This window comes from Aequorivita sp. KMM 9714, assembly GCF_011065475.1.
GTDB lineage: Bacteria > Bacteroidota > Bacteroidia > Flavobacteriales > Flavobacteriaceae > Aequorivita > Aequorivita sinensis.
The window spans coordinates 1-24051 of the sequence record NZ_JAAGRO010000002.1; the positions used below are offsets into that span (position 1 = coordinate 1).

Consider the following 24051-nt stretch of genomic DNA (forward strand, 5'->3'; position numbering starts at 1 on the left):
TTTGAAACCTCTCGTTTCATCAAATCTTTTAGCAGCTTTCACTAAACCAACGTTTCCTTCGTTAATAAGATCTGGAAGACTTAAACCTTGGTTCTGATACTGTTTTGCCACAGAAATAACAAATCGTAAATTCGCACGACTCAATTTATTTAGTGCGGCTTGATCACCTTCACGAATTCGTTGTGCCAACTCAACCTCCTCTTCGGCGGTTATTAAATCTATCTTACTAACATCTTGTAAATAACTGTTTAAAGATTTGGTTTCTCTGTTGGTAACCTGCTTCGTGATCTTAAGTTGTCTCATATATTCTCCTGTTTTTAATAATAACATGGCATAGTAAGACATTTTTGGGGATTTTCCAAATAGTTAACATAAGTTGTTAAAATTTGATGGTGTAGTTTTTAATGTTTACCTTAATAAAAATTATGAATATGAAAGATATCTTAATCCCTATAACAGCCTTGTTATTTACCTCAATTGGTTGGGCACAAAAGCCTACAGAGGTACCAAAACCAAGTGATTACCCAATAGATTTATCAAATACAGCCGACTTGATAATTTATATAATTATTCCAATCGTATTTGTGATATTAATTCTTTGGTGGAGAAAAAGGCAAAAACAGAATAAATAAAAATTTTATAATATATTTCTTGTTTTATCAATTAGCACACTAAATTTGGTGTAGTTGTTGTTATAGGCTAAGAAATTTTATATGCTATGTTAAAGAAAGTCTTATTTATTGGTTTAATTCTGTTTAACGGGGTTTTGTTTGCACAAATTGAATTCCCGAATAACAACAATGTTCGTTTTGAATCATCGCAATCAACAATAGATAATCCAACAAGTTTTGAAATACCAGCTGTAAAAACACCTTCACTTACTAAAAATAATAAGTCTAATACTTTTAGTAATTCTGATTTAGGAAAAGAAAAAGATAAGCAAATCGATATGCAAAATGGGGATGGGCTTATAGACTACACAGGTACAAACAAAGCCCCGAAGTATTTTACTAAAGATAAGGAAGCTAAACCTGAGTACGGGAAGGATCAGTATTTAGGTGATTTTAAAACAACAGCAAAAAAAGCTACTATTATGTATCGTGATCACGAGTTTGTGGACGGAGATATGATTAGAGTATGGGTTAACGGACAAATTGAAATTGCTCACGTTAGACTAGAAGGAAGCTTTAGAGGCTTTGATCTTCCGCTTGAGGACGGATTTAATAAAATTGATTTCGAAGCTTTAAATCAGGGTTCTTCAGGCCCGAATACGGCACAAGTTAATGTTTACGATGAAATTGGAAACCTTTTAGCTTCTTATGAATGGAATTTGCTAACAGGAAATAAAGCCACTACGATTATTGTGAAGCAATAATTTTTATTGAATAGTTGCAAAACATCCATTTTTAAAAGAAATATTGCCGATTAAAGCGAATTTATTCATCATTGTATTTTAAATTTACAAGAAACACTATCCGATATGAAAAAAGTAATAATTACAGTTGATTATAACCCTAATTCTGAAAAAGTTGTAAATAAGGGTTACGAGTTAGCAAAAATGATGAATGCTGAAGTTTGTTTGCTTCATGTTCTTTCTGAAATGCGTTATTATGGAATGGAATATCAACCATTTATGGGATATGAAGGATATGCTTTTCCTGTAGATTACAACATACAAGAAGAATTTGTAAAAGTTGCTGAAGATTATCTTCAACAAGCAAAGAGACATATAGGAGGCGAAAATGTTTCAACAAAACTAGTAGAAGGAGATACCGCAAACGAGATTTTAAAATATTCCAACGAATGGGGTGCAGATTTAATTGTTATGGGAACTCATAGCCATGGTACTTTAGAAAGAATCTTCCTTGGGACAGTTGCATCTAGTGTACTTGAAAAAACCAAAGTTCCAGTATATCTTGTTCCTACCGGAGAAAAGTAGGAGGGAAGTGAATGCATTTAAAAGAGAAGGGTTTTTATTTAAGACATATTGGATACCTTATTTCTTATGCAATCTGGTTTTTATAGAGTTTAAATAAAGTTATCTTTGAAAAAATTCAATCTTGATATATGGCATTAACAAATAACGATATAATGAAAAAATTGCGCGTAGCGCATAAACTTAGAGATGAAGATATCGTAAAAATCTGTGCATTAGTAGACTTCAAAGTAAGTAAAAGCGAACTTGGTGCAATATTTAGAAATGAAAACCACGAAAAGTATATGGAATGTGGTGATCAGTTTCTTCGTAATTTTTTAAATGGCTTAGTAATTCATTTACGTGGACCAATGCCTGAAAAGAAAAAACCACAAGCAAAACCTAGCGGACAATCTAAGCCAAATCCTTAGAATATATTTTTTTTAAATCTTTTCTTTCGTTAGGGATTTCGGTGTTAAAACACTGTAATTCTTTAACATACAATTAACCGTGAATGATTTCATAAATCATTGTGTCTGAGTATTAATAAAATTATATTTGCAACGTCTTAAACCTGTATAGGTTGATGACTATTTTTAAGATAAAAACGATTGAATTTTCACAACATATAATGAACACAGTAAAAAAATCTGAAACTAACAAACTAAAGAGGGTACACCTGTATTACAAATACACAGGTTTCTATTCTTTTGTAGGGCAAAGTCTTAAAAAAGCTTTTATTCCAATAGTTTTAATTATTGCTGCATTATTTGCCGTAGATAGGTATTTAGTAGATTTCAGTGACCTTTTTACTTATATCACTGAAACCTACGCGCCGATAAATATTTTGTTGGTCTTCTTGGCTTCAGAGTCTTTACTTGGACTTGTACCACCAGAAATTTTTATTGCTTGGAGTGATAAAATGCCTCAGCCAATACTTTACTTAACTTTATTAGCTGCATTATCATACATAGGAGGTATTATTTCATATTTTATTGGTAGATGGATTTTCACTCTTCCTAGAGTTTATGATTATATGGAAGGTAAAATGAAGAAGCACTTAAAGCAGATTCGCACATGGGGAGGTTTCCTTATAGTTGTTGGTGCTTTATTGCCTATACCGTATTCTATGACTAGTATGGCTGCAGGAATGATTCATTATAGCTTTAGAAACTATCTGCTTTTCGGATTACTTCGTTTTGTAAGATTCTACCTTTACGCTTTAGCTATTTTCAATTTGCTTTAGTAAAGGCTAATTAAGAATAGTTTATTTCTAAGCTTAATTTATTGGTTATATTCTTAAAGATGCTCGGAAGCCTCTTCCGGCGTAATAGGATTGTACTCCGTTATGATAAACAAAAACAGTATTAAAACGGAAATCGCCAAAAATAGCTCCGTTTAGTTTATGAATTTCATCGGGTGTTTTTAACCAGCTCGAAGTCTTTGAATCAAATTCTCCTAACTTTTGAAGTTCACGATACTCATTTTTATTTAGTAGTTCCACGCCCATCTCGGATGCCATATTAACAGCGCTATTCTTAGGTTTATGAAGTTTTCTTGTTTCTAGCGCTTTATTGTCGTAACATAAACTTCGTCGTCCTTTAGGACTTTCTATAGAGCAATCGAAAAATTTAATTTCATTGGTTTGATGGTCCATTCCAACTACATCTGGTTCACCACCCGTAGTTTCCATTTGGTACAACGAATAAAGTTTATGTGGACTACTTTTTAGTTTTAATTCTACCTGTTCCCAATCTACATCAACATGACGTTTTTTGTTATTCTGAAAACGTATTTTTAGTATTCCTAAAATTTCTAAGGTTTGGAGTTGATTCAGATCTTTTTCCATAAAAGTTGTGTCATTAGTTATTCCGAATCTTTTTCTGATTGAATTTCCTTTTGGATTTAATTAGGCTAAATCTTAAGTCGTCATAAAATAAACTCAGTATTAGTATAACAGCTCCAATTAGTAAATTGTTTGTCTTAAACCCTAAAGTTGAATAACAAAAGCCACCTAGTAAACCTCCCATAAAGAAAAAAGAAATTATTACCATTCTAAGCTTTATATTCGATTTTACTTTATCAATGTCAGGGTGCATTTTTGGAAAAAACAGATGAGCCAATTCAATACCTAAATCGGTGAAAAGCCCCGTAAGGTGTGTTGTACGTACAATTTCGTTTGAAATTTTAGTTACAAAAGCATTTTGCATACCCATTGAAAACAGTAATAAGCAAGCTATAGTATTTGGATACTGTATTTCGGTAGATTGAGCCAGGATAGCTGCTGTAACAAGAATTAGGGCTTCTGCTAACGTAGGTAACACAAAAACATTTATTCTTTTAGTTTCTCTGAATTTTAAAATTAGAATACTAGAACAAAAAGATCCTAGAAGAAATGAAAGGATAAACAGCAAATAAATAGTTCCCTTCCAAAATTTTAAATTTTCTAATTCATATATAAATTGGGCAAAATGTCCAGTTACATTAGTAGTAAGCTCTTGAATGGCAAGAAACCCAGTAACGTTTACAATTCCAGCAACAAATGATAAAACAGTTGCAATTTGTAGGTTGTGCTTTAAAGTTCTGCTTTTGCCTTGATGCCTAAACATTATATTTTATTTTAAACTTTATAGTAAGCATTATAGGAATTATGTGAACAATTATGAATAAAACAAATTTAACGTTTTTGTTGACATTGAAACTTTGAAACCATACTCAATTTATGACCATTTCATTTTTTGTAATCGTATCGCATTTAAAATGGCTAGAAAAGCTACACCCACATCAGCAAAAACAGCTTCCCACATTGTAGCTATACCTCCTGCACCAAGAATTAAAACAATTAATTTTACACCAAATGCCAAAGCTATATTCTGCCAAACAATATGTCGGGTTGAACGTCCTATTTTAATCGCTTGAGCAATTTTTGAAGGTTGGTCTGTTTGAATAATTACATCGGCAGTTTCTATAGCAACATCACTGCCTAAGCCTCCCATCGCAATTCCAACATTACTTGCCGCAATAACAGGTGCGTCATTTATTCCATCACCAACAAAGGCAACTTTTGTGCCCGGGATCTTTTTTAATCTTTCAACCTCATCCAATTTATCTTCTGGCAACAATCCGCCTTTAGCTTGATTTAATTTTAATTCTAGACCAACTTTTTCAGTAATTGAAGCTTTATCACCCGAAAGCATAATGATATTCTTAATTCCAACCTTTCTCAGGTTTGTAATAGCTTCTTGAGCATCATCTTTTAATTGATCTGCAACTATTACATATCCCGCAAATACATTATCTATGGCAATCATAACAATAGATTCTACAATAGATTCAGTTTCTTGAGGAACTTCAATATTATTAGAAATCAGTAAGGATTTATTTCCAGCAAGTATAGTTTTACCATTAACATTGCCCTTTAATCCCTTTCCAGCTATTTCAGTAACATTATTTGCTTGATATATGTTTTTATCATGCTCGTACTCCATAATAGCTCTTGCTATGGGATGCGTTGACTGAGCTTCAATTGCAAGAAGATATTGCATCAATTCTTCTTCAGAATAGGTAAATGCCTTAATTGCACTGATTTTAAAAACTCCTTTAGTCAGGGTACCTGTCTTATCCATAACTACAGTGTTTATCTTGGTAATCGCATCAAGAAATGAAGCTCCTTTAAATAGTATCCCATTTCGTGAAGCAGCTCCTAGTCCTCCAAAATACCCTAAAGGAATAGATATTACCAAGGCGCAGGGGCATGAAATTACTAGAAATATTAAAGCTCTATATAACCAATCTTGAAACACATAATTGTCTACAAAAAAGTAGGGTAGAAGCGTAACGCCTATAGCTAAAAAAACAACTATTGGAGTATAGATTCTAGCGAATTTTCTAATGAAAAGTTCAGTTTTAGATTTACGAGAAGTAGCATTTTGAACTAAATCTAAAATTCTAGATATTGAACTATCGTTAAATAGTTTTGTGGATTCAATTTCGATAACGCCTTCAAGGTTAATACTTCCTGCATAAACTTTATCTCCTTCTCTAATTGTATCAGGCTTGCTTTCACCGGTGAGTGCTGCCGTATTTAATGAAGCCTTTTGAGAAACTAATTTACCATCTACGGGGATTTTTTCTCCCACGCGTATTTGAACTTTCTCACCGATTTCAACTTCTTCAGGGTTTACTGAGACGTATTTTCCATTTCGATTTACTAAAGCTTCTTTTGGGCGCACATCCAAAAGAGCTTTTATATTTCCTCTAGCTTTTTCAACTGCCGAATGTTGGAATAACTCTCCAACTGTATAAAAAAGCATTACAGCAACACCTTCTTCGTAATGACCAATGGCAAAAGCTCCAATGGTAGCAATGGTCATTAAAAAGAATTCTGTAAAAAAATCTCCTTTAATAATGTTGTCCCAACCCTGTTTCATTACTGGGAAACCCACTGGGATATAAGCTATTCCGTACCATACTAATCGAACCCAATTTTTAAAGAAAGCAGTGTTATAGTAATCCATTACAATACCCGAAATTAGCATTATAAAGCTTATTACGGCAGGTAAATATATTTTGAAATTACTTTGGTGATTATCGGTATTGACATTATGATTGTGACTGCAGCATCTTTCTTCACTTTCAAACTTATTATGAGCTAATTCCTTTTTCTTCATTGCATATTTTTATTTCCAATTTTGAAATAAAAATTCATTTCGGCTATTTTTTAAGCCTAACAAATTCTATAACAAATAGCTTGGTATTTAAAGTGGCAATTTAGAAATATAGATAGTGCAACAGAAGTGCATTATTCAGGACACTTTTCGCATCTACCTTTTATCACGAGGTTGGCATCCTCAGCAGTATAGCCATCAGGAAGATTGATATGCGGGATTTTTCTATCGGTTAAGCAAACGGTTTCATCGCAAATATTGCAATAAAAGTGGAGGTGAAGATCAGTTTCTATTTGGCAATTACAACCTTGTTCGCATAAGGCATATTTTGTTGTGCCAGTGCCATCATCTATTTGATGAACAACACCTTTTTCTTCAAAAGTTTTAATTGTTCGATATAGCGTTGTTCTATCAGACTTATCAAAATAGTTTTCCAAATCTGTTAAACTTTTAGCAGCTTCATTTTCTAAAAGAAAATTATAAACCAAAATACGCATAGCTGTTGGTCTAACGTTACTTTTTTGAAGTAATGATTCAATTTTTGCCGTTTTCATTATAAAAAAATCTTATAGTTTCTTTGCTGCTAAGAACTTATAAAAATAAGGTATTTGTTTGGTCTTTTAAGTTAATATGAGCTAGAAGTTATAACTTATAAATTGGTATTTTTGAAGTAGGTGAAATAACTATTTGCATAAAACAAACTTTCGGATGAACGAATTTAATTTTAAATCTTATTTGATTAACGCTGCAGCTATTTCTGAAGAACAAGCAACAGAATTATATGATAAACTTCAAAAGAAAAAGTATGAAAAAGGTTCCATTCTTTTGAATAAAGGTGCTATTTGCAGTAACTCGTTTTTTGTGGAAAAAGGTTTACTTCGCTCGTATAGATTAGGAGACGACGGGAAGGAACATATTATTCAATTTGCACCAGAGAATTGGTTTATAGTTGATAGAAGTAGTGTTTATTTCAATGATCCTTCTGATAGTTTTATTGAAGCTGTTGAAGACACCGAAGTTGTGTTATTGGAAGAAAATTTTTTTGCTAACGCTAATAAAATTAGTCCAGTGTTCGGTCAGTTTAATGATAAATTGTTGCACAATCATATCCGTCAAATGCAGAAACGGATTAATCTTTTATTAGGAGCAACTGCCGAAAGAAGATATTTGAGTTTTATTGAAATGTATCCAGATTTATTACTTCGTGTTCCACAATGGATGATTGCTTCGTATTTGGGTATTACGCCAGAAAGTTTGAGTAGAGTTCGTAAAGATTTAGCAAAAAGAAATTTTAAACCCAGTAAATAGCAGCAGTCAAAATCTTATTACTCAACATTCCATTTACTTCAAGAATTTTTACAGTTTCAAAACGATAAAAAGTTGGTTTAGTTTACTATACTAGATGTAATTTAAACTTATTGTTACTTACCTAAATACGATTATTGGTTTATAATTTTCCTATTTTTGATACCTACCAAATACAGCATTGGAAAAGAAAAAAGAAAAGAATAAAAAAAATAAGAAATACAGAGTTTTAAGAATTATAGGAAGAGTTTTCTTAGTTCTAATTCTACTGTTAATTCTTCTTGTACTATTTATCAGAAGTCCTTGGGGACAAGATATTATAGTACAGCGTGCTGTTAAATATGTATCCGATAAAACCCATACCAAAGTTGAGATTGAAAAGCTTTTTATTACTTTCGATGGTAATATTATGCTTAAAGGCGTTTATCTAGAGGATAAAAAAGGAGATACATTAATCTATTCAAAATCTTTAGAAGCAGACGTACCGCTTCTTCCTATTATTCGCGGTAATGGTATAGGGGTTGAATATCTTGAATGGGAAGGGCTTCGCGCAAATATTTTCCGGAAAGATTCAATTAAAGGCTATAATTTTCAGTTCCTGGTAGATGCTTTTGCTTCGTCTGATACTACCGCAGTTAAAAACGAAACTGCTTCGGAACCTTTAAATATAATTTTAGGGAATATCAGTTTTAAAGATTTTAATGTAGTGTTTAATGACAGTGTATTGGGTATAAATAGCCAATTCAAAATAGGAGCATTAAGCCTACAAATGGAAAAAACCGATTTAGAAAACATGGATTTTCGTGCTTCGGATGCTTCAATTTCTAATGCTCATATTAAATATATCCAATCTCCTGTTCCGCCAACACCACCATCAGATTCTCCTTTACCTTATATAGCCTTAGAGGAGGTTTCTCTGAAAAACGTATTTGTAGATTATCAATCCTATGCCGATAGGATTGCTGCTAACCTAGAGTTATCTGATTTGTTTTTAAAATTAGAAAAAGCAGATTTAAGTAATAATGAGATTGTTATTGGAGAATTCAGTTTGAATAATTCAATTATTGCAATTAACACCGAAACAGAAGTTAACGAGATTACTCAAAAGGCAGAAGAAATAAAGGAAGAAGTAAAAGCTGATTTTCAAAAATTTGAGTGGCCCGATTTTAAATTTGCAATAAATAACATTGATTTAAAAGGTAATAGCATCAGTTATTTTGTTGGTAACCATAAAGTGAAAAAAGATCATTTTAATTCCAATGCAATTGCGTTGCAGGACTTTAATTTAAAGGCAAATGATGTTTTTTTAAAGGATAAAAAGGCAGGTTTACAACTCAAAACTTTAACCTTTCAAGAAGGGTCAGGTTTAAATCTAAATGAATTAGCTTTAAATTTAGATATTACTGATACTGAATTAAACCTTGATAATTTAGGGTTAGCGCTTAACAACAACAGGCTAAAGGGAAATGTACACCTAGACTATATTTCTTTAGCAGATTTAATCGAGGTTCCAGACAAAACTAAAGTAGCTTTAAACTTCCCTGCATTTCAAGTAGATTTAAGAGAAGTATTTAAATTTCAACCAGAACTTCGTAAGAATGAATATTTACAGACTTTAAGTAAAAAGTATATTTCAGGAAATGTACAAGCTTCAGGCTATTTATCTGCAATAACCTTCCCAAATATGACTGTTAATTGGGGGAATTCTACTCGAATTACTGCTAATGGATTAATTGAGAATGTTACAAATCCAGATAATTTGAAATTTAATATTCCTCATTTTGCTTCAAATACTAAGCGTACAGATTTAATTCAATTTGTAAGTGAAAAAGATTTAGGAGTAAGTCTACCAGAAAATATTTCACTTAATGGTAGTGCTAAAGGAAATTTAAAAGATGTTTACGCCAAAGCTAACCTAACCACTACACAAGGAGTTGCAACTATAGATGGCCACTTTAAAAACGATTCGCAAATTTCTTTTGATGCCGATGTTGATATAAAAGAGTATAAACTAAATGAGCTTTTACAAAACGATCAATTAGGAACTCTTAGTTTAAACATAAAAACTAGTGGTACAGGTAATGATATAAACACTCTTGACGCAAAATTAGAAGCTGTAATATCTAGTTTTCAGTTTAATAATTATGCTATAAAAGATTTAGCTATAAATGGTAATATCAAAGACGGAAAAGGGAATGTGGTTTCAGCTTATAAAGATGAAAATATCAACTTAGATTTTAATGCTAACGTAATTTTAGATTCTATAGCAACAAATGCTAATGCACATCTAAAAATTATTGGTGCAAACTTGAAGTCGCTTGGGTTAATGGATCGAGATGTTAGGACAGCTTTTACCTTAGACGCCGATTTTGATATCACTAAAGATGGTCTCGATGTTATTTCAACAATTGGAGATGGAGTAGTGGTATATGATGATAAAACGTACATATTGGGCGATGTATTGGCAACTGCTCACACTAGAAGCGATACCACTTCTGTGTGGATTAATAATAAAATTGTTCAACTTAGTTTAGAGAGTAATACAAATCCAGAGTTATTTAGCAAAGCCATTAAGCGACATGTTTCCAGTTATTTTTCTAGAGACATTACCTTGTCTGATACCATAAGCAATCCTATAAAGCTTAATGCTAAAGGGCGAATAGTAGAAGCCCCTGTATTAAATGAAGTATTTTTAGTGAATGTTAAAAAACTAGATACAATTAAACTATCGGTTGACTTTGACGAAGCAGCACGAAAATTAAAAGCAGATATTCAAGCACCACATATTGTTTATGGAAGCAACGAGTTGGATAGTCTTTCATTCACAATGGATACAGATAAAGATAAATTTGTTTTTGACCTGGGCTTTAAAAATATAAAGGGTGGCCCCTTAGATATTCCTAAGACAAAAATTACAGGAAACCAGCAAGATAATGAGATGAACCTAAGCTTCAAGTCGGTATATAAAGACAGTACGCTTATTAATATTCAATCTCAAATTACAGGTACTTCAGAACAGCTTAGATTTAATATTATTCCTGAAGATTTAATACTCGATAGAAGTAAGTGGCTTACTCCTAAAGACAATGAGATTCTTATTAGAAAAGATAATTTAGAATTCAACAATTTTAAATTTTCTAAGGGCGATGAGATGGTCGAACTATCAGATAAATTGCCAAATGTGCCTGAAAATCACGCAGCAATTACATTTAATAACTTCAAATTAAGTGAGATTCTAAATTATTTAAATCCATCAGATGAAATCGCTAAGGGAAATTTAAACGGTAGTCTAATAACTATTAATCCTTTTGGGGATATGGGGCTTTTGGCAGACCTTACTGTAGATAATTTAAATTTCTTAGATGTTGGTTTAGGAACGATGACGGTTGACGCCAAGTCGAAAGGTGAAAATAGTTACGATTTTAATTTAGCTTTAAAAGAAGGCGACGTCGATTTAGATTTAAGGGGAGATTATATAGCAAATCAAAAAGATGCACAGATAGATTTAGACTTAGTTATAAATGAGTTTAAAATGAAAGCGCTCGAAGGGTTTTCTTTAGGTGAAATTAAAAATGGTAAAGGAGGATTTTCAGGAAAGTTTAATGTAACCGGGAGTATAGCGGAGCCCAATTACGAAGGGAAATTAATTTTTAATAATGCAGATTTTACTATTGCAAAGTTAAATGCACCGTTTACACTTAAAAATGAAACTCTATCTATTAATAACGATGGGTTCTTTATGGATGGTTTTACTGTGCGTGATGAAAATCAGAACCAATTGGTTTTATCTGGAGAGGTTGGCACGAAAAACTTTATCAATCCCACGTTTAATTTGAAGATTAACGCAAAAGATTTTCAAGTATTAAACGCAACAAAGGATGATAATGGCTTTTTATATGGAAAGGCTTCATTTAACGCAGATGCAACCCTAACGGGAGATATGCTAGTTCCAAAACTAGACGCCAATATAACTGTAAATGATGCAACTGATATTACTTATATATTGCCTTCGTCATCAGTGTCTATTGAAGAACGAGATGGAGTTGTAGTATTTGTAAATCGTGAAAATCGAGATGCTATATTAACGCAAACTGCTGAAAAAACAGCAACATTAACAGGGCTTGATGTTAGGGCATTTTTAAAAATTGGGAAAGAAGCTAAAGTCAAAATTATAATAGATCAAGAAACAGGAGATAACTTTGAAGTTTACGGTGCTGGGGAATTCGATTTTACAATGAATCCTACAGGAAGAATGAATTTAAGTGGCGTATATAATGTGGCAGGTGGTCATTATGAAATGAACTTATACAATTTAGTAAACAGAAGATTTGAACTTGCTCCTGAAAGTAGAGTAAGTTGGTCTGGCGATCCTTTTGATGCTAAACTAGACATCAAGGCTGTATACAATTTGAAAGCCTCTGCGTCGGCATTAATGGCGCCTATAAGTTCTGGAGCTGATCCTTCGGTGAAAAATAGGTATAAACAAGTATTACCATTTAGCGTATATTTAAATATTGACGGAGAATTAACCAAACCAATAATCGCATTCGACCTTGATATGCCAGAGGATGAGCAGGGAGCAATAGGAGGACAGGTATATGGAAGATTACAACAAGTAAATAGTCAGGAAGACGAATTAAATCGTCAAGTATTTTCATTGCTAGTTCTCAATAGATTTTATCCGGAACCAGGAAGTGATGGTAGTGCTGGAGGTTTTGCCACTGTGGCAAGAGATAATTTAAACGACGCTATTTCAGATCAATTAAATAACTTTTCAAATAATTTATTAGGCGGATCTGGAATTCAATTGGATTTTGGATTAAACAGCTATACCGATTACCAAGGTGAAACAGCACAAGAGCGTACACAATTAGATATTGCTGCGCAGAAAAAACTCTTCAACGATAGATTAATAGTACGTGTAGGTAGTGAAGTTGACATACAAGGAAGCGGTTCAAATGAAGAAGAAGCCCCAATTATTGGCGATGTAAGTTTAGAATATTTAATCACCGAAAACGGCAGATACAGAATAAAAGGATTTAGAAAAAATCAATTTGAAAATGTTGTTGACGGACAAACTATTGTAAGTGGAATTGCTTTAATATTCACACAAGAGTTTAATAAGTTTGATGAATTGTGGCAAGCTATTTTAAGTGGTGAAACCAAAAAGGAAAAGGCTGAAAAAGAAGCATTGGAAAAGGAAAAAGAAAAAATAGAAAAAGAAGAGGAAGAAATTAAAAAGAATATTGAAAATGAAGGAGAAGATGATAAAAACACTAATGATTCAAAAACTAAGGAATAAGTAAAACTGTAATACTTAAACTTAAGCCACCTAATAGGTTGCTAAGCAAAGTTGGACTATGTATATCAAATTTAAAATAGTATTTATTTTAACATCGGCATTGCTCGTGCTTCAATCGTGTGCAGTAAAAAAGCACATACCTGAAGATGAAATGCTTTATACCGGTGCAACTGTGGAGATTAAATCGGATTCTATTATAAAAAATGAATCTCAACTAAAATCTGTTTTAGAAGAAGCTTTATTGCCCAAGCCTAATAAAAAGTTTTTGGGAATGCGTGTTGGGCTTCATTATTACTACAAAATGCAAAAAGAGAATCCGGGATTTATAAATCGATTTTTTTATAAACGATTTGGAGAACAAAAACCTGTTTATAAAAGTGATGTAAAACCTTATGAAGTTGAAGAAATCCTACTCAATCGTATGGAAAACAGAGGTTTTTTCTATAGTGAGATTACATCGGAGTTTGAAGATAATGAGGGAGACAAAGAAGCTTCAGTAAAATACACAGTTAAAGCACCAAAGGCATACACAATTGCTAGTTACCAAATAGATAGTATGCCGCATCCTATTTATCCTGAAGTTAAAAAAAGTGTAGCCAAAACAAAGCTTTCCAAAGGAATGCGTTTTGACTTAGCTAATATGAAGATGGAACGTGAACGTATAGATAGAGAATTAAAACAAAATGGATATTATAACTTTAATTCAAGTTTTCTAATTTTTGAAGTCGACACTAATCAGTATGACAAAAAACGATTTGATTTATTTCTCGGATTAAAAAAAGATGTTCCTAAAAAATCTATTATTCCCTATAAAATTTCTAAAATTAATGTTTACGCCAACTATCACGTAGAAGATTCTATTGATAATGAGGTGGAGCGTTTTAATGAAAAGAACTTTATAAACAGTTCAGATTTTTTTAAATCAAAATACCTCGATCCTTTTATTACTTTGGAGGAAGGGCAATATTACAGCCCAGAAAACTCAAGAAATACAGCAAGAAGACTTTCAACAATTGGAGCGTATAAGTTTGTGAATATTCAGTATAAAGAACGAGATACTGTACATAATGACAGCTTGGGAATTTTGGAAGCTAATATATTTCTATCACCTTTAAACAAAAGAGCTCTTCGTGTTGAATTGCAAGCAGTATCAAAATCCAATAATTTTTCTGGACCTGGAATAGCATTAACTTACAGTAACAGAAACCTTTTTAGTGGTGGGGAAACATTAAATACTACTGCTAGTTTTGGTTATGAAATGCAAGTAGGAGGTGGGAGTAGTAGTGGTAAAACAAGTGTAGATTTAGGTTTAAAATCTGAGTTGATTTTCCCAAGAGTAATTTTTCCAATAAAAATAGATAGCGACTTTTTTAAATACGATATACCTAAAACAAAGACAAGCATTAGTCTTGATTATTTAAGAAGAACACAACTTTATACTTTACTATCGGGTAGCGCACAATTTGGATACCTTTGGCAAGCAAATAGGTATGTAACTCACGAAATAATACCTATTTCATTAAACTACACAAAACCTTCAAATACTACTGAAGAGTTTCAAAACATTTTAGACGCTAACCCTTATCTAAAACGCAGTTTTGAAAAGCAATTTATTGCAGGCTTGAACTATTCATTTACTTACAACGGAATGGTAGATGCATCTAAAAAACATCAATTTTTTATTAATTCAACCTTAGATGTTGCGGGTAACACCATGAGTTTGTTTGGCAAAGAAATGGATAATGGTAAAAAAGGAATTTTAAATTTAGAATATGCTCAATATGCAAAAGTTGATGCAGATTTTAGATATCATTTAAACTTCGGAAAAGAACAACTTATAGCTGCTAGATTATTCGGTGGATACGGATATGCTTATGGAAATTCCGATATAATGCCTTATGTAAAGCAATACTACTCTGGAGGACCTTATAGTGTTCGAGCGTTTCGAATTAGATCTTTAGGGCCAGGAACATATTCTGATGAAGGTAATTCTCAAACTAATTATTTCGATCAAACAGGAAACATTCGCATTGAAGCAAATATTGAATATCGTTTTCCTATTATATCTTTCTTAAAAGGAGCTGTATTTGCCGATGCAGGAAATATATGGAACTCAGATCCTAATCCAGTTTACGAAGGGAAAGATAAATTTACCTCAAGTTTTATCAAAGAACTTGGAATGGGAGCAGGAGTAGGACTTAGAGTTGATGTGCAAGGTTTTGTACTACGCTTTGATTTTGCCGCTCCTTTTCACGAGCCATCCAAGGATAATGGATTCGATTTTAACGTAAAGGAAACTGTATTTAATTTCGGAATTGGATATCCTTTCTAGATTCTAGTTTTTTTAAGTGAAAACAAAAGCTTTTAGCATAAAGAATTAGAATTAATAATTAAATAGTCAGTCATTAATTATTTTAACACATTAATTATCCGTACCTTTGAAGCATTAGGGGGCAACTATAATTTAAAACCCCAGTAGGTATACCAATAACAATAATTTTTAATATGTAATTCATTAAAAAGTCATCTGCCTACAGCGGATGGCTTTTTTTATTCTAAAAACACAAATGGCAAAATCGCAACAGACGTACAGTAAAAAAGAAAAAGAAAAAGCAAAACAGAAAAAGAAGGAGGAAAAACAAAAGAAAAAATTAGCTCGTAAAGCTGATAAAACTCCAGGAATAGACTTTGTTTATGTAGACCATAACGGTAACTTAACTGATACGCCACCAGATCCTAGTATGAAGCCAGAAATTGAAGCAGAAGATATAATCCTTGGAATTCCACCAAAAGAAGAAGGGGATAGAGAAGCTTTTGACCCTGTAAGAAAGGGAAAGGTTTCTTTCTATGACTCATCGAAAGGATTCGGATTTATTATCGATAACGAAAACAACGAAAAGTACTTTACTCACGTAAGTGGAATTATTGACGAAATAACTGAAAATGATAACGTATCATTCGAGCTTGAAAAAGGTCAAAGAGGAATGAATGCTGTAAAGGTTACTAAAATCTAAAGCATTAAACTTTTTTAAATAAAAAATCCCGCCAAAAGCGGGATTTTTCAATTTAAGTCTAGTTATTTATTAACTAGTTAAGTCTTCAGCTTTATTTTTTAGCTGGTTGGTTTCACGTTGTGCGGCATTTTTAAGTTGACCGTACTTTTCAGAAATTGTATCTTCAACTTCGCCAGCTTTTTCTTTAATTCTTCTACCTGTATCAGTAGCTTTGTCTTTAAGTCTTTGCTTTTCTTCTGGAGTCATTTTGTTATACTTCCATAGTGCAAATGCACCCGCAGCTGCACCTAAAACTGCTAATAATCCTTTTCCTTTATTGTTCATATCTTTTTATTTTTTTGTTTATGTGAAGATACGAGATTAGCGCACCATAACAATGTGATATTGTTGACTTTAATATAAATTTAATACTTAAATGAAAATACTTTTAAAGTATTCCCAAATTTTTAAATTAAAAAGATTTTTAAAGATCTACACTATGTTTTTTTGGGGATGAAATGCAGATGATTTCTTTAAAAGAGAAACTTAAAATTTATGATTACCATAATTACATTTTACATTGATACTCTAGCTATATTTGTTAAAAACTAAAACTATGTCTCGAAAGGAGTCTGAGAATGATATCTCAGTTGAAGAAAATAATTTTTCTAGTGAATTTTCTGATAAAGAAAATAAAGCAATTAATTCTGATGAAATTGCCAAGTGTATTGCTATACTTGAATATTTGAATAATAATACCGATGAGATTTTTGAAATTCCAAAGGAACAACGTACAGCTTTAATAAAGGCTTCTGGTCAACTTTCAAGACCTAATCGAGACGAATTTTCACGTAGAAAAAAAGACGCCAAGAAAGCCCAGAAGCGTAAACTTGCAAATAAAGATAGAACTGCACGAAAAGAAACAGGGATAAGAAGTGCTAGAGAGAATGTAGTATTTGTAGCCCCCAAGCTTTTACAAACTTCAGATTTGTCTTCAAAAGAAACTTTAGAACTTGAAAACCCTCGCAACTGTTATGTTTGTAAAACTCTTTTTACAAAAATGCACCACTTTTATGATACAATGTGTACCGAGTGTGGAGATTTTAATTATGCTAAAAGGTTTCAAACAGCCGATTTAACAGGGCAAGTAGCAGTTTTAACAGGCTCAAGACTTAAAATTGGGTATCATATCGCATTGATGTTACTTAGGGCAGGAGCGACTGTTGTCGCAACTACTAGATTTCCCGCAGACTCTGCTTATCGTTTTGGTCAAGAAGAAGATTTTCACCAATGGTCTGACCGTTTAAAAATTCACGGTTTAGACCTTCGCCATATTCCTAGTGTTGAAATTTTCTGTAATTATATAGAGCAGAAATATGACAAGCTTGATATTTTAATAAATAACGCAGCTCAAACTGTACGTAGGCCAGCTGGATTTTACAAGCACTTGATGCCTAAAGAAGAAATGCCATTTGAAGACCACCCTCAATTTGTAAAAGATTTACTTCAAGATCACTACCATTGTTTAACCGAGTTAAAATCACTTACTGACGATATTGGTAAAGACCCAAATAAAAATTTACCGGTTACTTGGCACGGTTCAGAACCAGGAATCGGAATTAAAGCTTCGGCAAAACTTTCACAAATACCATATAGTTTTGATAATTCATTAAGTGCAAATGAAGTTTTCCCTGAAGGAAAACTAGATGCAGATTTACAACAAGTAGATTTAAGGAAGACTAATAGCTGGCGATTAAGATTAGGTGAAATTGAAACTACTGAAATGATTGAAGTTCAATTAGTAAATTCTATAGCTCCTTTTGTTCTTTGTAATCGTTTGGGTGAAATTATGAAGAAAGAAAATACCGGTAAAAAACACATTATCAATGTTTCGGCTATGGAAGGAAAGTTTCATCGCTTTTTTAAGGAAGACCGACATCCACATACAAACATGGCAAAAGCCGCGCTTAATATGTTAACGCATACTGCAGCAGGAAGTCTTGCTAAGGAAGGAATCTATATAAACGCAGTCGATACGGGTTGGGTAACAGATGAAGACCCTGTAGAGCTTGCAAAGCGAAAAATGGAATTACACGACTTTCAACCTCCATTAGATATTGTAGATGGTGCAGCAAGAGTTATGGATCCATTGTTTGACGGGATTAACACTGGAAAACACTGGAGTGGGAAATTTTTAAAGGATTATAGACCAATAGACTGGTAGATGATTAGTACTATTTAACAACGGCGTGTCCCGATAGTTTATCGGGAACCTTTTTAAATCGAGAGGTTTTCAATACAATTAAATTTTAAAGTTTTAAAACTATGAGTAACGAACAACCAAATAATCCTTTACACGGAGTGAAGCTAGCCGATATTTTAGAATATCTAGTAGAATTTTATGGATGGGAGACCTTAGGTGAAAAAATTAAAATTAACTCCTTTAATAGTAACCCTTCCATTAAGTCTAGCTTAAAATTTCTACGTAGAACTCCGTGGGCTAGAGAAAAAGTGGAGAATCTATACTTAAAAACAAAAAAGAACTCTTAAGATAATTCTTAAGAGTTCATATCTTCTTAATTTGTATTATAGACAGGACTAAGTCATTAAAAATATTTATGTTTTTATGGCATCAGTTTTTAATTAGCGTATAGTAGCTAAAAAGCATTGATAAGATTTACTGTTAATATTGAATAATTATCCTACTCCTCATTCAAAACCCATATAATTGTATGGGTTTTCCCGTTTTTTTAACTTCAAATGCCAGATAAAATCCATTTGATATTATTAATTTTAAACTTTTAAATCCATTACAAAATAAATTTTTCAATTACTTCTTATGATTAATAAAAGGCTAGAGAATCTGCGTCAACAAATGACTAAATATCAATTAGATGCAGTTATTATACCTTCAACAGATCCTCATCAATCAGAATATGTTGCTAAACATTGGAAAGTAAGAGAGTATTTTACAGGATTTACAGGTTCAGCTGGGGTGTTAGTTTTAAATCAAAATGAAGCTGCACTTTGGACAGACTCACGTTACTTCCTTCAATTTGAAGATGAATGTAAAGACTACAATTTAAACTTACACAAACAATCGATACCTCATGCTCCAGAACACGTACAATGGTTGTGTGATAGTTTAGAGGAAGAAACTGTTATTGGCGTTGATTTTTTTCAATTTTCAAAAGCCCAAATCGATTATATAAAAGAAGTATCGAGTTCTAAAAATATTGAACTTAAAAACATTCCTAATCTAGTAGATGAAATATGGAAGGATAGACCCGCCTTGCCGAGTTTTCCAGTTGACATTCACCCATTAGAATACAGCGGAGAAACTACTGCTTCAAAAATTAAAAAAGTTCAAAATAAAATTGAAACAGCGAAAGCAGATTATTATTTGTTTTCAAGTTTAGATGAAATTGCTTGGTTATTTAATATTCGTTCTAAAGATGTTGACTTTACACCTTTAGTAACTTCTTACGCATTAGTTGGATTGGATAACACAATTATTTTTTGTGATAGAAACAGGTTTTCCCAGTCAGCTATTGAAGCATTTTCAAAATTAGATATCGAAGTATTAGACTATGATTTAGCTATTTCTGAATTTCAGAAATTAGATTCAAACAAGAAAATCATCACAGATTTATCGTCTCTTAATTATGCAGTTTTTAACGCTATACAGAGTAAGTTTTTATTTCAAAACTCAATAGCAAGAGAATTGAAAGCTATTAAAAACGAAATAGAGATAAACGGTTCCAAAAACTGTATGGTAAAGGATGGAGTTGCACTTACGAAGTTTTTCATTTGGTTGGAAAATGAACTTGCAATAAGAGAGATTTCTGAATATGAAATTGGAAAAAAACTAGAAAGTTTCAGGCAACAACAAAATTTATATACAGGTGAATCTTTTGCTGCAATTGTAGGCTATAAAGGAAACGGCGCAATCATACATTATACAGCACCAAAAGAAGGCTCTGCCATGGTGAAAAATGAAAATATTCTATTAGTAGATAGTGGCGCTCAATACAAAGATGGAACCACTGATATTACCAGAACTGTTTGGTTAGGAGGGACGCCAACTGAAGAATTAAAAACGGCCTATTCATCAGTTTTAAAGGGATATATTGCACTTGAGCAATTACAATTTCCTAAAGGAACTGTTGGGATGCAAATTGATGCATTTGCAAGATTCCATCTTTGGCAACAAGGCTTAAACTATCCACACGGAACAGGTCACGGAATAGGTAGTTTCGGGATGGTACACGAACCACCACAAGGTTTTACAACAAATCCTGCAACGAGTAGCGGGAGAACAGCACATTTACCGAATCAACTTACAACTATTGAACCTGGGTGTTATAAAAAAGGAGTGTTTGGAATTCGAATTGAAAACATAGTATTGTCTATAGCTAAACAAGAAACAGAATACGGAGAATTTATAGGATTTACGCCAGTTACATTATGCCCGATAGACAGACAACTAATTGATAAGTCTTTACTAACAACTACTGAAATTGACTGGTATAACTCTTATCACAAAATGGTGTTTGATCAACTATCTCCTATGCTGAATACTGATGAAAAAGAGTGGTTAAAACGTATGTGTGAAGAATTATAAACCATCAAAATCTAACCAAAAAAAATATAAAGGCCCTTTCGATTTTGATTTCGATTTCAATTTCAAGCAACTGCGCTTAACATCTATTCCTTAAGCCAACTATCTATAATTTTATAAATCTGTTGTTGTTCTGAAACATCAAAACTCTTAATACGAGTTCTATGATCGCCTTGAGGGTTTACAAACTTAAATAACTCTCGTTTCTCAGCGTTCTCTGTCAACTCTACAGCTGTAGCACTCCAAGCGTCGTATTCGCCGTAAATAAATAGCATCTTTTCAGCCTTCGTGTCTAAGAAAGCTTTTATGTTTTGCATTGGCTTAGGATCGAAAGGTTTTGAGATGTTTTCAGGGAAAGCCCAATCAAAAGTGTATAGTTTATCTGTTTTTAAGTATTTTTCGAATGGTCTGGTTTCATAGGCATAAATTCCTTGTTGTGTTAATGCAGCCCAAAAATAGGGTTGTAAATCTTCAACCGAACTTTCTTCGAAAAAACCGTAGCCTACAACATCAAATAAATGATCGTAAATAGTCTCAACTGTTGCTGATTCTGTTGGAATATCATCAGTTTTTGTGCCCCATTGCCAGTGTGCAAAAGGATATTCTAAAATTGAATATTCAAGTGCTTTCTCTACACCAAACTCCCAAGACATTCCTTCTTCAGCAGCTTTAGTCTTTAATATTTCTAATAATGCTTCTCTATTTTTAAAACTAAGTTCTTGAAAGTTTTTGATTTTTGTCCTGTCTTCTTCTGTCCCTACATTCCTTAAGAATTCAAATATCCTTTCGTCTTCTCTATCAAAATTTAAAGGACCAACGTAACAAACACAACCGTCGACATTTTTTGGGAAATAATATCTATGTGCCATTACAGTTTGACAACCTTTTGAAATTCCTGTGGAAATAAATTTTGCATTTGGATATAAGGCATTTCTAATTGCATTGATGATAGCAGCTTGATCTTTAGCGGCGTTTTCAATTGTTAGTGTATTCCAATCTATGTCTTCAGGTCGAGAATTATTAAAATAACGATGTTCTATTGATATTTGATTGGCATTGTAATGAGTTGCTAATTCCCCAGCTTTTTCTGAACCAATTCCATAGCCATTAAGCTCGACAATTACAGGTTGCATTGGATTTTCAAAACCTAAAAATACACGTTGTTTAAATGTGCCTTTTGTTAAGTCGTTATGGTCAATCGGTTGTTCAAACCAAAGCTCATAATTCTCATCAAAATGACTTACTACAGCTCTTTTTTCAATACTTACAACATTTTCTATAGAAGCTAATTTCTCAAATTTTGAAACCTCTCTTAAAGTAGGTGCAACGCTTGTCGTGGTTTTGCAACCTACAAATAGAAGAACAAAAATTAAAAAATAATGATAGCGAATTGATTTCATAATAAATTCAATTTTAAAGTTTTAATATCGTCAAGTTAGGGTTATTCAATAATCTCGTAATTGACACTTAATTTTCGTAAAGCTCGTAATGCAGAACCTGAGTTTTTATCGTCAACATCAATTTCTACTGCGTCACCTTCTAATAATATATCTGTAAGTTCCTTTGCCAAGGACTCATTGTGCTTCGAAATTTCTGTAATACATTGAGCTATCGCTCTTCTATCGGGGCGTTGCGCATCGCAAGATATTAAGTTTAATTTCATAATTTTTCAAAGCATTAAATGTCTATAAAATATTTTTCAGCTTTACCTTTATTCAAAAGTATATCGTTGTTCTGCTGCTGAAGAGGCATTGAGCATTTCGTTAAATTTTCTAATTGTATTAAAATTACGAGTAATTTCTCCAGATACTGCTAGTCCTGAAATTCCAGTTTCTAGAATTGCGGTTACATCTTCTAAGGTAATTCCTCCCACACCAATTATAGGCGTTTCAGTATTTAAAACATCAATAATTGCTGTGTATCCATTTAACCCTAAAACTGGGGGTAGATTTTCCTTTGTTTCTGTAAATCTAAAAGGTCCTAAACTAATATAATCTGCTTCTTTTTCAATTAAGGCTTCGCAATCTTGTAAAGTGTTTGCAGTACCACCAATAAACTGCCAAGTATATAAATGTTTTCTAGCAATAGTAGGACAGGTGTCAGATTTTCCTAGATGTACTCCGTCTGCTTTAATCTCTCTAGCGATTTTATAATTGTCGTTTATTATTAATCTGGTCTGAAAGTGAGCTGTAATATCTCTTGCCTCTTGGGCTAGTTTTAATAACTTTTTATCAGAAATATTCTTTAAACGCAACTGTACCAATTCTGCCCCAGAAGTACACGCCTTCTGGATATTTTCCAAATGCTCTTTAGGAGAATTTCCTTGAGATATATAATGTAATTTGGGTATCATAGCGTTTTGTCAATGTTTTAATAAACAAGATTGCATTGCCTCTTTTTGAAGATCTTTTTTCTCTGTTCTCTGTTCTTTATTCTCTGTTCTTTATTCTTTATTCTTTGTGCTCTTCTCGCAACCATCTATTTTCAAGAAATTTCAACCTTTTTAGCAAACTCCATAAAGTGTGCTTCAAAGCGTTTTAACATTGGGTGAATTTTCTCTGTGTACAAAACATATTGACATCTTTTAATAGTTTGAGTTACCGCCATAATTGCGGTATAATCAGCTTTTTGCGCAAGAAATTCAGCATCATCAACACTTAATATTTTTAACTGAGAGGAACTAACTCCATTGGTTAAAAACAATTTATTTAATGTTTTAGGCGTAGAAATTAAAATATCTACACCCATAAAGATTTCAGATTTTTGAATGTCAATATGAAGCTCTTCGTATCCAACATATACTCTTATTTCTTTGTGTTGTGTATATGCTTCAAAAGCTTCAAACATTTCTAATGCTTTTTCTTTGTTTTCTACCAAAACTATTGCTCTAGGAGCATCTCCAACAGGTTCAAACTTAAGTTTCTGTAAGGTTGTTAGAATAAGTGTTGTTGTTTTTCCACTTCCTTTAGGAGCCGTACAATATACATTAGCACCACTTTTAATAACGGGAATACTTTTTGTCTGAAATGGAGTAGGAGTAATTATTTCAAACTTTTCTAACTTCTCTTTTATTTCAGGGTTTAGTTTTTTAAAAGGCATAGGAAATAAAGACATGATAATTAGTTGAGATTTTACAATTCAACAAATATACTACCTAATGCCGAGTTATAAGGAATTACGGAGTGAACTTACCTAATTTAAATGTTATCATCCTTTGTTACAGTATCTAGTTCTGTAATTTTTATAAA

Annotated in this window: 22 protein-coding genes; 12 read left to right on the plus strand and 10 right to left on the minus strand. The window is 32.5% G+C overall.

What is annotated here, in order from left to right; genetic code table 11:
- A partial coding sequence (locus G3A46_RS06220; protein ID WP_277875384.1) for a sigma-70 factor domain-containing protein occupies window positions 1-303 on the minus strand: 303 nt, incomplete at its 3' end.
- Between the two features lie 128 nt (window positions 304-431).
- Between G3A46_RS06220 and G3A46_RS06225 the strand changes: the two genes are divergently transcribed.
- From G3A46_RS06225 to G3A46_RS06245, 5 genes are all read left to right on the plus strand, one after another.
- Window positions 432-632 carry a hypothetical protein gene (locus G3A46_RS06225; RefSeq protein WP_165147664.1) on the plus strand — a complete coding sequence of 67 codons (201 nt, stop codon included), beginning with the start codon at window positions 432-434 and terminating at the stop codon, window positions 630-632.
- A gap of 86 nt (window positions 633-718) precedes the next feature.
- Entirely contained in the window at window positions 719-1375 is a 657-nt protein-coding gene (locus G3A46_RS06230; protein WP_165147666.1) for a hypothetical protein, read from the plus strand.
- A gap of 105 nt (window positions 1376-1480) precedes the next feature.
- Window positions 1481-1939 carry a universal stress protein gene (locus G3A46_RS06235; protein WP_139854612.1) on the plus strand — a complete coding sequence of 153 codons (459 nt, stop codon included), beginning with the start codon at window positions 1481-1483 and terminating at the stop codon, window positions 1937-1939.
- Between the two features lie 128 nt (window positions 1940-2067).
- Window positions 2068-2346 carry a DUF1456 family protein gene (locus G3A46_RS06240; protein WP_165147668.1) on the plus strand — a complete coding sequence of 93 codons (279 nt, stop codon included), beginning with the start codon at window positions 2068-2070 and terminating at the stop codon, window positions 2344-2346.
- A 200-nt stretch (window positions 2347-2546) separates the two neighbouring features.
- On the plus strand, window positions 2547-3161 hold the full coding sequence (locus tag G3A46_RS06245; RefSeq protein ID WP_165147670.1) for a VTT domain-containing protein: 615 nt from the start codon (window positions 2547-2549) through the stop codon (window positions 3159-3161).
- Window positions 3162-3206: 45 nt separating this feature from the next.
- On the opposite strand, the gene G3A46_RS06250 is transcribed toward G3A46_RS06245, so the two are convergent.
- The 4 genes from G3A46_RS06250 to G3A46_RS06265 form a co-directional block, all read right to left on the minus strand.
- Complete coding sequence (locus tag G3A46_RS06250) at window positions 3207-3764, minus strand: DUF4256 domain-containing protein (protein WP_165147672.1); 558 nt, start codon at window positions 3762-3764, stop codon at window positions 3207-3209.
- 13 nt (window positions 3765-3777) lie between these two features.
- Window positions 3778-4524, minus strand: a complete 747-nt coding sequence (locus tag G3A46_RS06255; RefSeq protein WP_165147674.1) for a YoaK family protein — start codon at window positions 4522-4524, stop codon at window positions 3778-3780.
- 111 nt (window positions 4525-4635) lie between these two features.
- Window positions 4636-6585, minus strand: coding sequence for a heavy metal translocating P-type ATPase (locus tag G3A46_RS06260; protein ID WP_165147676.1), 1950 nt, complete (start codon window positions 6583-6585; stop codon window positions 4636-4638).
- Window positions 6586-6716: 131 nt separating this feature from the next.
- Window positions 6717-7136, minus strand: a complete 420-nt coding sequence (locus G3A46_RS06265) for a transcriptional repressor (RefSeq protein WP_139854620.1) — start codon at window positions 7134-7136, stop codon at window positions 6717-6719.
- Window positions 7137-7290: 154 nt separating this feature from the next.
- On the opposite strand from G3A46_RS06265, the gene G3A46_RS06270 reads away from it, so the two are divergent.
- The 4 genes from G3A46_RS06270 to G3A46_RS06285 all read left to right on the plus strand — a co-directional run bounded on the left by G3A46_RS06270 (window position 7291) and on the right by G3A46_RS06285 (window position 16203).
- Window positions 7291-7890, plus strand: a complete 600-nt coding sequence (locus G3A46_RS06270; RefSeq protein ID WP_139854622.1) for a Crp/Fnr family transcriptional regulator — start codon at window positions 7291-7293, stop codon at window positions 7888-7890.
- A 178-nt stretch (window positions 7891-8068) separates the two neighbouring features.
- Entirely contained in the window at window positions 8069-13189 is a 5121-nt protein-coding gene (locus G3A46_RS06275; RefSeq protein ID WP_165147678.1) for a translocation/assembly module TamB, read from the plus strand.
- Between the two features lie 58 nt (window positions 13190-13247).
- Window positions 13248-15521 (plus strand): BamA/TamA family outer membrane protein, encoded by a 2274-nt coding sequence (locus tag G3A46_RS06280; protein ID WP_165147680.1) that lies wholly within the window; start codon window positions 13248-13250, stop codon window positions 15519-15521.
- Window positions 15522-15756: 235 nt separating this feature from the next.
- Window positions 15757-16203, plus strand: a complete 447-nt coding sequence (locus G3A46_RS06285; protein WP_165147682.1) for a cold shock domain-containing protein — start codon at window positions 15757-15759, stop codon at window positions 16201-16203.
- 69 nt (window positions 16204-16272) lie between these two features.
- On the opposite strand, the gene G3A46_RS06290 is transcribed toward G3A46_RS06285, so the two are convergent.
- On the minus strand, window positions 16273-16527 hold the full coding sequence (locus G3A46_RS06290) for a YtxH domain-containing protein (RefSeq protein WP_165147685.1): 255 nt from the start codon (window positions 16525-16527) through the stop codon (window positions 16273-16275).
- A gap of 271 nt (window positions 16528-16798) precedes the next feature.
- Between G3A46_RS06290 and G3A46_RS06295 the strand changes: the two genes are divergently transcribed.
- The 3 genes from G3A46_RS06295 (at window position 16799) to G3A46_RS06305 (ending at window position 20806) form a co-directional block, all read left to right on the plus strand.
- Window positions 16799-18406, plus strand: a complete 1608-nt coding sequence (locus tag G3A46_RS06295; RefSeq protein WP_165147688.1) for an SDR family oxidoreductase — start codon at window positions 16799-16801, stop codon at window positions 18404-18406.
- A 101-nt stretch (window positions 18407-18507) separates the two neighbouring features.
- Window positions 18508-18732: a VF530 family protein gene (locus tag G3A46_RS06300; protein WP_139854631.1), complete on the plus strand. Its 225-nt coding sequence runs from the start codon at window positions 18508-18510 to the stop codon at window positions 18730-18732.
- A gap of 289 nt (window positions 18733-19021) precedes the next feature.
- Complete coding sequence (locus G3A46_RS06305) at window positions 19022-20806, plus strand: aminopeptidase P family protein (RefSeq protein ID WP_165147691.1); 1785 nt, start codon at window positions 19022-19024, stop codon at window positions 20804-20806.
- A gap of 83 nt (window positions 20807-20889) precedes the next feature.
- On the opposite strand, the gene G3A46_RS06310 is transcribed toward G3A46_RS06305, so the two are convergent.
- The 4 genes from G3A46_RS06310 to G3A46_RS06325 form a co-directional block, all read right to left on the minus strand.
- A complete protein-coding gene (locus tag G3A46_RS06310; protein WP_165147694.1) occupies window positions 20890-22203 on the minus strand; it encodes a S28 family serine protease in 1314 nt (437 codons plus the stop codon).
- 41 nt (window positions 22204-22244) lie between these two features.
- Entirely contained in the window at window positions 22245-22466 is a 222-nt protein-coding gene (locus G3A46_RS06315; protein WP_165147697.1) for a hypothetical protein, read from the minus strand.
- 48 nt (window positions 22467-22514) lie between these two features.
- The gene (thiE, locus tag G3A46_RS06320; protein ID WP_165147700.1) at window positions 22515-23156 is read right to left on the minus strand and encodes a thiamine phosphate synthase; all 642 of its coding nucleotides are present in this window, start codon (window positions 23154-23156) and stop codon (window positions 22515-22517) included.
- 131 nt (window positions 23157-23287) lie between these two features.
- Complete coding sequence (locus G3A46_RS06325; RefSeq protein WP_347237686.1) at window positions 23288-23917, minus strand: DEAD/DEAH box helicase; 630 nt, start codon at window positions 23915-23917, stop codon at window positions 23288-23290.
- Window positions 23918-24051: the final 134 nt, after the last annotated feature.

What these genes read in the sequence shown, in the direction of transcription:
- G3A46_RS06225 (WP_165147664.1), top strand. Translation starts at nt 432, where the DNA reads ATGAAAGATATCTTAATCCCTATAACAGCCTTGTTATTTACCTCAATT.
- G3A46_RS06230 (WP_165147666.1), top strand. Translation starts at nt 719, where the DNA reads ATGTTAAAGAAAGTCTTATTTATTGGTTTAATTCTGTTTAACGGGGTT.
- G3A46_RS06235 (WP_139854612.1), top strand. Translation starts at nt 1,481, where the DNA reads ATGAAAAAAGTAATAATTACAGTTGATTATAACCCTAATTCTGAAAAA.
- G3A46_RS06240 (WP_165147668.1), top strand. Translation starts at nt 2,068, where the DNA reads ATGGCATTAACAAATAACGATATAATGAAAAAATTGCGCGTAGCGCAT.
- G3A46_RS06245 (WP_165147670.1), top strand. Translation starts at nt 2,547, where the DNA reads ATGAACACAGTAAAAAAATCTGAAACTAACAAACTAAAGAGGGTACAC.
- G3A46_RS06250 (WP_165147672.1), bottom strand. Translation starts at nt 3,764, where the DNA reads ATGGAAAAAGATCTGAATCAACTCCAAACCTTAGAAATTTTAGGAATA.
- G3A46_RS06255 (WP_165147674.1), bottom strand. Translation starts at nt 4,524, where the DNA reads ATGTTTAGGCATCAAGGCAAAAGCAGAACTTTAAAGCACAACCTACAA.
- G3A46_RS06260 (WP_165147676.1), bottom strand. Translation starts at nt 6,585, where the DNA reads ATGAAGAAAAAGGAATTAGCTCATAATAAGTTTGAAAGTGAAGAAAGA.
- G3A46_RS06265 (WP_139854620.1), bottom strand. Translation starts at nt 7,136, where the DNA reads ATGAAAACGGCAAAAATTGAATCATTACTTCAAAAAAGTAACGTTAGA.
- G3A46_RS06270 (WP_139854622.1), top strand. Translation starts at nt 7,291, where the DNA reads ATGAACGAATTTAATTTTAAATCTTATTTGATTAACGCTGCAGCTATT.
- G3A46_RS06280 (WP_165147680.1), top strand. Translation starts at nt 13,248, where the DNA reads ATGTATATCAAATTTAAAATAGTATTTATTTTAACATCGGCATTGCTC.
- G3A46_RS06285 (WP_165147682.1), top strand. Translation starts at nt 15,757, where the DNA reads ATGGCAAAATCGCAACAGACGTACAGTAAAAAAGAAAAAGAAAAAGCA.
- G3A46_RS06290 (WP_165147685.1), bottom strand. Translation starts at nt 16,527, where the DNA reads ATGAACAATAAAGGAAAAGGATTATTAGCAGTTTTAGGTGCAGCTGCG.
- G3A46_RS06295 (WP_165147688.1), top strand. Translation starts at nt 16,799, where the DNA reads ATGTCTCGAAAGGAGTCTGAGAATGATATCTCAGTTGAAGAAAATAAT.
- G3A46_RS06300 (WP_139854631.1), top strand. Translation starts at nt 18,508, where the DNA reads ATGAGTAACGAACAACCAAATAATCCTTTACACGGAGTGAAGCTAGCC.
- G3A46_RS06305 (WP_165147691.1), top strand. Translation starts at nt 19,022, where the DNA reads ATGATTAATAAAAGGCTAGAGAATCTGCGTCAACAAATGACTAAATAT.
- G3A46_RS06310 (WP_165147694.1), bottom strand. Translation starts at nt 22,203, where the DNA reads ATGAAATCAATTCGCTATCATTATTTTTTAATTTTTGTTCTTCTATTT.
- G3A46_RS06315 (WP_165147697.1), bottom strand. Translation starts at nt 22,466, where the DNA reads ATGAAATTAAACTTAATATCTTGCGATGCGCAACGCCCCGATAGAAGA.
- thiE (WP_165147700.1), bottom strand. Translation starts at nt 23,156, where the DNA reads ATGATACCCAAATTACATTATATATCTCAAGGAAATTCTCCTAAAGAG.
- G3A46_RS06325 (WP_347237686.1), bottom strand. Translation starts at nt 23,917, where the DNA reads ATGTCTTTATTTCCTATGCCTTTTAAAAAACTAAACCCTGAAATAAAA.